Genomic DNA, 11,653 nt, shown 5'->3' with positions numbered 1-11,653 from the left:
TGTAGAGCTTTCTGTTCTTAAGTAGAAAATTCTACTTCTAACCGCGCTCTTTTTGTGGGGGGATTACCGAACCTGCCGTCACGATCGCCAGTCGATCCCTCGCGCAGCGTACCCCAAAATCGGTTTAGCGCTTGAGTTGGTGCCGACATGCTCCCTTTTCGGACTAGCTGGTACAGCTTATTTGCCGTGGGGGTGATGCCATGCCGGAAGAAAAGCAAGACGCAAACCTCGCGATAGAGGTCGAGTGTGTTTGGAAATTGCTTCCGCAACGAAGCAACGGCGCTGGCGATTTCCTCGTCCATTGCGGCTACTGATGCACTCATGGTCAGTCCTCAGATTATCCGGTAAGTAATATAACGTATTACGTAAAGAATTGAACGAATACTGCATTAAATATGACATTACGTCTATAATGTCAAAAATGGCGTGGACGTTGCGATCGCGTGTTCTCCGTTTGACAATGCTGCTTAAGTCGCCTTGGCGGAACTGTGCAACGCGCCGCGGCGGTTTGCATTTGAGACCTACCGAATCAGAATGAGGCGCAGGCATAGCAGCACCTCGCAAAAGTCAGGTAGGACGGCTAACGCTCACTGCGTTTCCTGCGCCTCTAGGTCAAGGCCGAACTGTAACGCAGCAATTCCGTATATCCGCCTCGCTTTCACAATCTGATAAACAAGGTCATGAGTGGTTTGGAACCCGAGTGAATCCTCGAAATTGCCCGCCGGGGTCTGGAAGCCGCGTCGCCAGTGGCCTGTCGGTCGACGACCCGCGCCATCCGCCACAGTGTCTCCCCCACAAACTCGCGCGTGACAACGCTATGCCTAAGCAAGTGGACTAGGTGCTGGCTGGTGAGGCGCCGTGTCCTCCGAGTTTTTCCGTTCCTGCTGGATCGCCAGCGCATCGGCATAATAGTAGTGCAGCGCGTGCAGAGCCGCTGCCATGGACGATGGAACCCAGACAGTATTCGCCCCCGATTTTGGTTGGGAGATCTTTGCCCGACCATTGCATGCACCAAGTCGGGCACGACCGACGTGCCTCGCCGATCGGCGCCCTCCTCCCGGCAAGCCGGCTGACAGGCCTACTAGCAAGTTGTTGCGCTTATACGCGGCAATTCACTACTCGACTTCATCTCGCCCTTGCGCATCATGGGGCCTGCTTCGATCCCGATGTGCTTGGGCCGTGGCACTGTTGCTCTGCCAATACGACTGCCACGTAGCGTCTCATGGCGGCTGCGGACGTCGGCTCCTCACCGAAAGCAGACATCACAACTGTTTGCGGCGTCTCTGCTCCAATAACGGCTGGCCCGGAGCACTGGTCCGACGGTAAACCGGATCGCCGGGCTTCCGGCATCGTCCCACGCGCACGGACGGGTGGCATGACATCGTGCCGGCTTCGGCACGCAAGCTTCGAGCTTCAACAGGGCGCACCTGCGTTATATGCCCAGCAATGCGGCCAGGGCATCCGACGCCAAAGGCTTGACCAGGTGTGCCGCAAATCCTGCGCCCGCGCTCCGCTGTTGATCGATCGCCTGCCCGAATCCGGTCAACGCGACATACCGAACGCTCGCGTTGTGTCCGGTGCCGCGCATCAGGTCGGCCAGCTCGTACCCGTCGGTCCCGGGCAATCCGATGTCGAGGATGGCAAGGTCCACGTGCCGCTGCATGAAGGCCTGTAAAGCATCCTCGGGCGTGTAGACGGCTGTGACGACGTGCCCATAAGCGCGCAGTATCTCGGCCAGGGTATCGGCCGCATCGATATTGTCGTCCACCACAAGGACGTGTTGTTGCTTGCGGAGGGACGGCGCGGGCGGCACGGCTGTTGCAGGCTCGGGCGCCATCGCTTCCGATGTCAAGGGCAGTCGCACGGTAAAGGTGCTGCCCTTGCCGATACCTGCGCTGCGCGCCGCCACGGAGCCGCCATGCAGCTCCGTCAGGTTCTTCACCAGCGCAAGGCCGATCCCGAGCCCGCCGACGGCACCATGCAGCGTGCGCTCACCCTGCGTGAAGGGCTCGAAGATCCGCGGCAGCAGGTCCGCCGACAAGCCCGTGCCGTTGTCGGATACCTCGATTTCCAGTTCGCCGTCCGCGACAGCGGTACGAACGACGATATCGGCTTCCGGCTGGCTGTAGCGGGAAGCATTGGTCAGCAGGTTGGAGACGATTTGCGCCAGGCGCGCCGGGTCGCCGTACCACTGTGCGGAGGCGATATCGACGTGCAGGCGCTGGTTTTTTTGAGCAATCAGGGGCGTTACCATGTCCACCGCCCGGGCCAGCACCTCGCGGACGTCCACCACTTCCTTCCGCAACTCGACTTTGCCACGCGTTATCCGTGAGACGTCGAGCAAATCGTCGACCAGGCGTGTCAAATGGGTGACTTGACGGGGGATGATGACCTGTTCGCGCTGTGTGGAACTGTCACGCATGCGCATCAATTCCAGCGCGGTGACGATCGGCGCAAGCGGGTTGCGCAGTTCATGCCCCAGCAGCGCCAGAAACTCATCCTTCGCCCTGGCCGCGGCCTGCAGCTCGACGTTCAGCTTCTCCACCTCGGCGCGCGAATCGACCTGGACAGTGATGTCGACGGCGATCACCATCAGCCCGTATACTTCGCCGGCGAGGGTGCGCAGCGGCGCCAGGTTATAGGTAAAGTAGCGGTCGTCGAGCGCGCCGCCATGACGGTGGATCTGTACCAGCGTCGGTTCCGAAACGTAGGGTTCTCCGGCGCGATACACCACCTTGAATTGCTCGTGCACGGGTGCTCCCTGCAGTTCAGGGAAGACCTCGACGAAAGGCCGGCCCACCATCGCACTTGCCGGCCGGCCGCTGACCATCGCGTAGATCGGGTTGACCAGGTGATAGACCAGCTCTTCGCCGATCATGACGGCTGCGCCGACCGGCGCATCGAGCAACAGCCGGTCACGCTCGGCTTCCACGGCCCTGCGTAGCGCTTCACTGTCGATGCGGTGGCGGGCAGTTGCCACCAGCAGCGTGAATTGTTCGAGAAAGAGCCGGTAATCTGCATTCGGCGCAACTTTCGGCGAGCGCCGGAAGACGATGCCAAGGTCGACATCGATGCCGACCTCGGGCGCCGTCACACACTCATGAAGTGGCGTCCGGGCTGTCCCCATCCCCACCGTGTGAAGCCCTGTGAGCTGCGCGCCGTGCAAATCGTCCCGGTTGGATCGAACTGCCGCATCGAGTGCGCCCCCCAGCGCATCGATGGTGTCAGCACTGGAAAGTTCATGCCGTAAAAAATCCAGTGTCCGCTGGCGGCGCCTTGTCAGGATACGCTCGGTCGTCTCGCTCGAGATCAGCAGTACGCCCTGGATCGCGCCACCATCATCGCGCACAGGGGTCAGCGAGTAGTTCCAGAACGTATCCTCGATCCTTCCGTCGCGCTCGATGCTCACCAGGAAATCCACGTAGCCTGTCGAGGGTTGGCCGGCCAATATGAGCTCGACCTGAGGACGCAGCAAGGCCCAGCCATGCTTCCAGCTCCGGGCGGCGGGCCGCCCGAGCGCGAGGACGCCGTCGCCGCTGTCGACCCGTGGCGCATACGCGTCGTTATAGATCTGAAGCGATTCGCGGCCCCACCAGACCACCATCGGCTCCGTCGAGTCCAGCATGAGCGCGACGATGACCTTCAGGCTGGCGGGCCATTGCGTCGTCGGGCCAAGCGGCGTCGCCGACCAGTCGTGGGTCTGCACCAGCTCGCGCATGCCGGGCCTGCCGCTGGGGCGATCGGCAGGAGCAGCGGCGCTGGACGACGTTGCTGGTGTTGGTGTTGGTGACATTATGGACATCGTGAGCGTGTTTACCTTCGATTCGGCGCGCGACTGGCCCCGGAGGACGGATTGTACCTATCCCAGCTGAAGCGCGCGTCGCGCACGCTATCCGGCAATCTCTCCCGGCCACCCTGCACACCCGCAAACCTGTGCTACCATTTTGATGGACATTTTTAGAATATTTGTCACATATTATTTTCGAGAAGGCGCACACGTGTCAGCGAACCACGAAGAGAATTTCACCTGGTCCGACCGCTTCCTGCTCGGTCATGGCGGCATGGATGCGACTCACCGCGAATTCGTGGACCTGGTCGGCGCCATGCTGTCGGCACCCAACAAGGAGCTAAGCCGTCTCCTGGATGCCTTCGCCGACCACGCCGGGCGCCACTTCGATGAAGAGCGCGAGTGGATGCTCTCGACCGGTTTCCCTGCTGCCGAATGTCATATCGACGAGCATAAGGCCGTACTGGCGTCAGTACATGAAGTGCAGACGCTGCTCGCCGGCGGCGGGCATGAGGCGACCTGCCGCGCACTCGCGCGCGAGCTGGCCCGTTGGTTTCCGGGCCATGCCGATTACATGGACGCGTCTCTTGCCCAATGGCTCGTCAAGAAGCGCATGGGCGGCATTCCCGTCGTGCTGCGCCGGGCGGGCGCGTCCGCTCCACCGCCCACGCCGCCCTAGTCTCCTTGTGGTGCAGATAGCGCACGCAAAATAAATCGGCGTCAGCGACATCCTTTTGTTGAACATAATTCTGATTTGTGTACAATTCAGAGGCAGTTAAAACAAAGGAGACGACGATGCACCAGAATGCCGAAACGAGACTGCGGGACGGGACCAGGATCTCGGACCTCATCAACCACGAGACCCGCGAAGTCAAGGTGCGGGCCCTGTCAGACCCCGAGCTGTACGAGCTCGAGATGGAACGGATTTTCGGAAAGACCTGGATCTTCCTGGGTCACGAGACCGAAATTCCGAACAAGGGCGACTTCATCACGCGCGACATGGGTTCGGACGCGGTCATCGTCGCCCGCGACCGCGATGGCGACATCCACGTTTCGCTCAACGTGTGCCCGCACCGGGCCATGAAAGTGCAGACCCACGACGCCGGCAACACCAACGTCCACATGTGCATCTACCACGGCTGGGCATTCAAGCCCAACGGCGACTTCATCGGCGCACCGGTCGAGAAGGAATGCATGCACGGCCACATGACCCCGAAAGACCAACTCGGCCTCAAGAAGGCGCGGGTTGCCCTGTACGGGGGCCTGATCTTCGCCACCTGGCGCATCGACGGCCCCAGCCTCGAAGAATTCTTCGGCGACGCCAAGTACTACTTCGACACCCTGTTCCTGCGCACCAAGGGCGGCCTGGAAGTGCTGGGCCCGCCGCAGCGCTTCCGCATCAACGCCAACTGGAAGACCGCGTGCGAGCAGTCGGCCGCCGACGGTTTCCATACGCTGACCCTGCATCGCTGGCTGGCCGAGGTCGGCCCCTACGCGAAAAAACCGGATGCCGAAGGCAAAGGCGCCGACCTGTCGCCGGAAATGTATGGCTGCGAAGTCTGGACCGACCAGGGCCACGCCCTGCGCTGCATCGACCTCGACCGCAAGATCGTGCGCCTGACCGGCAAGAACCCGGCCGAACTGACGGCGGTCGAGAAACTGACCGCCCTGCCGCCACCCGGGATCACTCCCGCGATGGTCCCGGAACTGCTGGAACGTTTCGACGACGGCCAGCTCCAGCTGATGTCCTGGCGTCCGCCCCAGGTCGGCGGCTTCTTCCCCAACGGCCTGTTCGAATTCATCTACCTGCCGCAGCCCGACGGCACCATCGTCGGCGCCTGCGCCCTGCACGCCTACATCCCGAAGGGCCCGAACCAGCTCGAGTTCATGAACTGGATCTTCGCCGAAAAGGACACGCCGCCGGAACTGAAGGCACGCATGCTGCGCCAGTCGGTCCAGATGCTGGGCACCTCGGGCATGGTCGAGATGGAAGACTCCGACACCTGGCCGCACCAGACCGAAGTGGCGAAAGGCGCCATGGCCAAGACCATCACGCTGAAGTACCAGGCCAAGTTCGACAAGGGCGCACCGGAAGGCTGGCCGGGTCCGGGGCATGTGGGCGACGGTTTTACCAAGGACGACACCCAGTGGGCATGGTGGAAGTACTGGCACGAGCTGATGACCGCAGAATGATAATCCAGCCGCCAGCATCCCGACAACACCACCAGGAGACGCACATGGAACACAACCCTCTCGAGCCGACGCCGCTGCCGCCTTCGATACGCGCCAACCGCGTTCCGGTCGGCAGCCAGGTCTACAACGACATCGTCGAGTTCATGTACGACGAAGCAGAGTACTTCGACACCCTGCGACTGCGGGACTGGATCGCGATGGTCGCCAAGGATATCGAATACACGGTTCCCTTGCGCCATACCCGCGCCACGCGCGACCAGGACAAATCGATCGTGCGCACGGTGCAGCACATGTTCGACGACTACCGCTCGATCATGCTGCGCGTGATGCGGGTGATGGACACCCGCAGTGCCTGGGGCGAAGACCCGCCCTCGCGCACCAAGCACATGGTGTCGAACATCCGCGTCTACCGCACCGAGAAGGAGAACGAGTTCAAGGTCCACAGCTACCTCCTGCTGACCCGTAACCGCTTCGACAACGACAAGTTCGACCTTGTCCCGTGCGAACGGCACGACGTGCTCCGCAAGACCGACGAAGGCTATCTGCTCGCACGCCGCGAGGTCATCATCGACCAGGCCGTGCTAGGCACGCCGAACCTCGGCATCTTCCTGTAAGCGGCCGCCTCCCGAGCCCGCCCGCCGCCGTCAGGCGCCTGGCGGGCTTTCCTTCGTCAGGCGCAGCGCGGCGAGCACGCCCACCCCGCCACACAGCCACAGGCCTGCCGCTCCCCATGCGAGCGAGACGAGCGAACCCCACATCAAGGGCGCCAGCACGGCCGCGAGGATGGCATTGAATCCGGTCTGGACGAACAACTGGACGGACGAGCCCATCCCGCGGCGCTCCGGCACGCAGTCCAGGCCCCGGATGGTGAGCGCCGGCATCGCCAGCGACATGCCGAGATTGAAGACGAACAGGTAGGCAACATGCCAGCCGGGCGCCGCCGGCGCGATCCAGGCCACGCAGAGGTTGTAGCCGGCCGCGGCGCCCATCAGCGCGAATCCGGCGACCAGGGTGCGCGCGACGGACCAGCGCACCGCGACGCGGCCGGCCAGCGCGGACCCCGCGACCAGTCCGGCCGTCGCCGGCCCGAACAGCCAGATGAAATCCGCTTCCCCGAGTCCGAGGTGCCGCATGACGAACACCGGCGCCGACAGTACATAGATGAAGAAGGCGCCGAACATCAGCGCGTACGCCAGCGTCCATGCTATGAAGCCCCGATTGCCGGAGAGCGTGAGGTAGCCGCGCCAGAGGTCGCCGACGTCGAACGGCCGGCGTGCGCCCGCCGGCAGCGTCTCGGGCAGGCGCAGCGCCACCGCCGCCAGCAGGCAGGCGGCGAGCAATGCCAGGAAAAGGAAGACGGAACGCCAGCCGAAGGCCACCTGCAGCGCCCCTCCCACCAGCGGCGCGATCGCGGGCGCGACGCCGAAGATCATCACCACTTGCGACATCATGCGCCGCGCCAGCGCGCCGTCGTACAGGTCGCGCACGATGGCGCGCCCGATGACGATGCCGGCACCGGCGGAAAATCCCTGCAGCGCGCGCATCACCCACACCTGCTCGACGCGGGTGGCCAACGCACAGCCCAACGAGGACAGGGCGTACACCACCAGCCCCGCCAGCACGACGCTGCGCCGCCCGAACGCATCGGACATCGCGCCATGCCAGAGCGACATGAAGGCAAACGCGAAGAAGTAGACCGAGATCGTCAGCTGCAGCGCCACCGCGTCCGTATCGAGGGCGGCGGCCATGTCATGGAACGAAGGCAGGTAGGCATTGATCGAAAACGGGCCGAGCATGGCCAGCCCGGCAAGGATCAGGGTAATGCCGAACCGGCCCGGCGCGCGCGCTGCAGCCGGCTGCGGCATCAGGCCTTCATGCCGAGCAGCTGCGAGATGTCGGCCGCCGGGTCGGCGTCGGCACCATAGCTGAAATCGCCTTCGCGCTGGCGCTGCGCCAGCCGTGCCATCAGCACCCGGTAGCGGTTGCCTGGCGCATCGAAGCGCGAACTCAGGTCGCGCCGCTGGTTTGCCTCGAAGTAGCGCGCGTTTTGCGGGCGCAGCACCGAGTTGTCCTGCGGCTGGATCACGTAGGAGATGCGCGGCATCAGCCAGCGGAACGGCGCAGGAGCGTGGACCGTGTAGTTGGTCTGGTCGACGCGCGAGCGGTGCCTGCCGACCGGGACGAAGGGTTGCACGTTCGGAATCGCGTAACCGGGCTCGAAGCTGGGATAGGAAATGCACAGGTTGTTGCGCAGGTGGACATGCAGCACCGCGCGCAAATCCTGGTATTGCGCGCGCACGCCGCCGATCCAGCGCATGACCGGCGCCACCGATTTTCGCGTGACGATGCGGGTGCGCGTCAGCGTCTCCGAGGTCGAGCTGAACTCGACCACGTCGCTCTCGGACTGGCCGTCGCCGATCGTGTTCGCGTGCAGGAAATCGGCATGGGTCAGGTCGATCAGGTTCTCGACCGACAAGGGGGATGCGGCATCGAAGCGCACCGAGCGCTGGGTGTAGCGCGGGATCCTGGTGCCATCGGCGGGCAGGAAGGGGATCCGCGGGATCAGTTCCTCGTGCGCGTGGTCCGGGTTGCCGTACCAGACCCACACGTAGCCGTAGCGCTCGTGGGCCGGATAGTGCCCCGATCCGCCGGTAAAGGCCGTCGGCCGGGAGCGCATCGCCCCAGCCGCGCCTGGGCGGAACTCGGCGGCGCGCACGCGCCCTCCCTCGCGCCACAGGTAGACGTCCTGCGCGTGCACGATCCGGCGCACCGGATGGGCCTTGACGTCGGCGCTGTAGGCCATCGGGAACCAGGTGTCGCGCAGGTCGAGGTTACCGGGGATCCAGTCGTGTTTCGGGTCGGGCGCGGCAAAGCGCGCTGCCTTGTCGTCGATGTTCATGGGACGTTCTCCTGTTGCGCACGGGCCCCATTGCATCCGGCCGCTGCGCTGATCGATACGATCGGTATGGTACGCGCTGCCGCGCCGCTGCGTTCGCGCGACGGCGCGGCCTCGACGAGGGCGACGGCACGCGCATCGATGGCCTGCGTGACGCTGAACGGCGCCCTGCCCGCAAGCCGGCGCAGGCGCCAGCCCAAGGGCCCGCCGGCAGCGCGCGCATGGGCGAAACCGCGCCAGGCGAGGCTGGTGGTGCCGCGCAGGTTGGCGCCGGCGGCGATGAACACCGTCACCAGCGGCTGCTCGTCGGCATCGAGCAGTTCGGCCGTGATGTTGCCGCCGGCCAGCGGCACGCGGGTGCGCAGCAGCAGCGGATGGTCGCGCACGAAGGCCGGGCCGATGCCCTTGCCCGCCCACACCGCCCCGCGGTCGAGCACGAGGTAGCCGTCGTCAAGGCGTGGATCGCCCATGAAAAAGTCGGTGACCGCGACCCCGGGGAAGCCGAGCAGGCACTGCGGCCCGTCGAGCATCAGGTCAAGGTAGTGCCCGAACCCGAGACCGACGACCGCCGTCCCGGTATATTCCCGGCCGCCCGCGCGGTAGGCAGCGCCCGGCAGCGTAGCACCCTCGCCCTCGCCCTCGCCCGCCAGCACGTGGATGAACCCGTTCAGTTCCGCGACCGGATAGGCCGCCACCGCCGCCGGAGGAATCTTTTCGTCGCGCCGCAGGTTGGGAATGTCGGTGCACCTGCCGCTGGCGCCATCGAAGGTCCAGCCGTGGTAGGGGCACTGCAGACCGTCATACCTGACCTGCCCCGGCGACAGCGGCACGCGCCGGTGCGGGCAACGGTCCTCCAGCGCGAAGGCTTCGCCCGCGCTGTTGCGGAACAGGGCCAGCTGCCGGCCGTTGCACACCGCCGCCAGGGTCTTGCCGGGGGCGAGTTGCTCCGACAAGGCCACGATCCACCATTGTCCGCTCGTCACGTAGCGGTCTCCTTCGAAGCCTGCTCGCCGCTGCGCACGCGTGCCGTGATCTTCGCGTGCGGCCCGCTCACCTGGGCCGCCCAGGCATCCGCGGCGTCCTCGAAGGCGAAATCGGCGTAGTCCACCTGGATAGCCTGTTCGCGCGCGATACGCAGCAGGCGCTCCCAGATGGCGCGGCGGTCGGCCGGGGGCCGCTGGCCGGTGCCGATGCAGGACAGGGTGCGAAACAGCAGGTCGGCGATATCGAGGTTCACCTGGCGGCCGGCACCGGTGCCGATCGTCATGATGCGCGCACCCCAGCGTGTCGCCTTGAGCGCATGGATCATCGGCTGGCCGCAGACCAGGTCGAGCACCACGTCGAAGCCCGCGCCGGCCGCCGCCTTGAGCGCGGCCGCATCGTCCGCACTGCCCAGCGCCACCACCTCGTCGGCAATGCCGCGCTCCTTCAGGCGCGCCAGGGCCTCGACAGAGCGCGCGGCGGCCACGACCCGGCCCGCCCCAAGGTGGCGCGCCAGCTGCAGCGCAATCTGCCCGAGCGTCCCGGTCGCGCCCAGCACCAGCACCTGTTCCCCGGGCTGAATGCGGGCCTGCTCGAGCGGCACCAGCGCCCCGGTGGCCGCAATGCCCATCGTGATCGCCGTGCGGTCGTCGACGTCGTCCGGCACGTCCCACACTTCCTCGGCCGGAACCAGGGTGCGCTCGGCCCAGGCGCCGTAGGGCAGCACGGAGCGTTCGCCGAAGTAGACGCGGCGTCCGTCCGGCGCGCGTCCGACCCCTTCGCCGCGGATCACGCACGGGTACTGCACCCCGAGCCGGTACGCGCCCAGCACGTCCCAGCCGCCCAGGCCCGCGGTATCGACCTCGATCAGGACGGCGCCGTCCTGCGCGATTGGCGCCGGGAATTCGCCGACGACGGGCGCGGCGCCGCGTTCATGGATGATGGCGGCCTTCATCACATCCCCTTTGCGCCGGTCTGCGCGAACAGTGCCTTCATCGCGACCAGCGACGGCGTATGGCTGCCGAAGCCGCCGTCGGCCACCAGCGTGGTGCCGGTCACAAAAGCCGACTCGTCCGATGCCAGGAAGGCGACCACGTCGGCAATCTGCCGCGGCGTTCCGAGTTCGGGCGTCAGGTGGTTCTCGCGCAGGATGTCGAGCAGCGGCGCCGGCATGCTCTTGTGCGCATTCTCGGCCGGCGCCAGGCCGATCTGCAGGGCGTTCGAGCGGATGCCCTGCTTGCCGTACTGGGCGGCCACCGAGCGGCTCAGCATGATCAGGGCCGCCTTCGATGCCGCGTACGCCGACAGCGACAGGTCGCCCTGCACGCCCAGGCCCGAGGTGACGAAGATGACCGAACCGCGGCCATGCTTGAGCATTTCCCGGATCGCGTATTTACTGCATAACATGGCGCCGCGCAGGTTGACCGCCATCGCACGGTCCCAGGCCTCGACATCCATGTTGATCACGTCGCGGTCGCGCTGTCGTTGTTCGACGCTCAGGACCGCCGCGTTGTTGTGCAGGATGTCGACGCGACCGAAGCGGCCGACAACAAGCTCCACCATATTGCGCACCTCGGCTTCGAGCGACACGTCGCAGCGTACCGCCAGCGCCTGCGCGCCCTGCCCTTCGATCTCCGCCGCCACGCGCTGCGCGGCCTCGCCGTCGATGTCCACGATCGCCACGTGCGCGCCGTGGGCAGCCAGCACCCGCGCCGCCTCGGCGCCCAGGCCGCCGCCGGCGCCGGTCAGGATGGCTACCCGGCCGGCCAGTTTTTTGTCACTCATGCTCTTGTCTC

At 65.4% G+C, this 11,653-nt stretch carries 9 protein-coding genes and 1 pseudogene; 3 read left to right on the top strand and 7 right to left on the bottom strand.

What is annotated here, in order from left to right; genetic code table 11:
* Positions 1–92: 92 nt before the first annotated feature.
* Both ACFPQ5_RS06630 and ACFPQ5_RS06625 read right to left on the bottom strand, forming a co-directional pair.
* A pseudogene (locus tag ACFPQ5_RS06630) lies at positions 93–302 on the bottom strand (DNA-binding protein); the annotation flags it as partial.
* A 1,130-nt stretch (positions 303–1,432) separates the two neighbouring features.
* Positions 1,433–3,718 carry a hybrid sensor histidine kinase/response regulator gene (locus ACFPQ5_RS06625; RefSeq protein ID WP_379752573.1) on the bottom strand — a complete coding sequence of 762 codons (2,286 nt, stop codon included), beginning with the start codon at positions 3,716–3,718 and terminating at the stop codon, positions 1,433–1,435.
* Between the two features lie 280 nt (positions 3,719–3,998).
* On the opposite strand from ACFPQ5_RS06625, the gene ACFPQ5_RS06620 reads away from it, so the two are divergent.
* From ACFPQ5_RS06620 to ACFPQ5_RS06610, 3 genes are all read left to right on the top strand, one after another.
* Positions 3,999–4,466, top strand: a complete 468-nt coding sequence (locus ACFPQ5_RS06620) for a bacteriohemerythrin (protein ID WP_379752571.1) — start codon at positions 3,999–4,001, stop codon at positions 4,464–4,466.
* Positions 4,467–4,582: 116 nt separating this feature from the next.
* On the top strand, positions 4,583–5,980 hold the full coding sequence (locus ACFPQ5_RS06615) for an aromatic ring-hydroxylating dioxygenase subunit alpha (protein WP_379752569.1): 1,398 nt from the start codon (positions 4,583–4,585) through the stop codon (positions 5,978–5,980).
* A gap of 44 nt (positions 5,981–6,024) precedes the next feature.
* Positions 6,025–6,594, top strand: a complete 570-nt coding sequence (locus ACFPQ5_RS06610) for a 3-phenylpropionate/cinnamic acid dioxygenase subunit beta (RefSeq protein ID WP_379752567.1) — start codon at positions 6,025–6,027, stop codon at positions 6,592–6,594.
* 30 nt (positions 6,595–6,624) lie between these two features.
* Here the strand turns inward: ACFPQ5_RS06610 and ACFPQ5_RS06605 are convergent, their stop codons facing one another.
* The 5 genes from ACFPQ5_RS06605 to ACFPQ5_RS06585 are packed head-to-tail and all read right to left on the bottom strand — an operon-like array spanning position 6,625 to position 11,642.
* A complete protein-coding gene (locus tag ACFPQ5_RS06605; protein ID WP_379752565.1) occupies positions 6,625–7,845 on the bottom strand; it encodes a multidrug effflux MFS transporter in 1,221 nt (406 codons plus the stop codon).
* Positions 7,845–8,879 (bottom strand): oxygenase, encoded by a 1,035-nt coding sequence (locus ACFPQ5_RS06600; RefSeq protein WP_379752563.1) that lies wholly within the window; start codon positions 8,877–8,879, stop codon positions 7,845–7,847. The genes ACFPQ5_RS06605 and ACFPQ5_RS06600 overlap by 1 nt, the downstream gene beginning before the upstream one ends.
* Entirely contained in the window at positions 8,876–9,859 is a 984-nt protein-coding gene (locus tag ACFPQ5_RS06595; protein ID WP_379752561.1) for a Rieske 2Fe-2S domain-containing protein, read from the bottom strand. Before ACFPQ5_RS06595 ends, ACFPQ5_RS06600 begins: the two co-directional genes overlap by 4 nt.
* Positions 9,856–10,812 carry a quinone oxidoreductase family protein gene (locus ACFPQ5_RS06590; RefSeq protein ID WP_379752559.1) on the bottom strand — a complete coding sequence of 319 codons (957 nt, stop codon included), beginning with the start codon at positions 10,810–10,812 and terminating at the stop codon, positions 9,856–9,858. The genes ACFPQ5_RS06595 and ACFPQ5_RS06590 overlap by 4 nt, the downstream gene beginning before the upstream one ends.
* On the bottom strand, positions 10,812–11,642 hold the full coding sequence (locus ACFPQ5_RS06585; protein WP_379752557.1) for an SDR family NAD(P)-dependent oxidoreductase: 831 nt from the start codon (positions 11,640–11,642) through the stop codon (positions 10,812–10,814). The genes ACFPQ5_RS06590 and ACFPQ5_RS06585 overlap by 1 nt, the downstream gene beginning before the upstream one ends.
* Between the last annotated feature and the right edge of the window lie 11 nt (positions 11,643–11,653).

Source organism: Massilia suwonensis (genome assembly GCF_042655665.1).
GTDB classification, from domain to species: domain Bacteria; phylum Pseudomonadota; class Gammaproteobacteria; order Burkholderiales; family Burkholderiaceae_D; genus Telluria; species Telluria suwonensis.
Note: the sequence above shows the minus strand (reverse complement) of the source record. Positions and strands in the feature narration are given on the sequence as shown.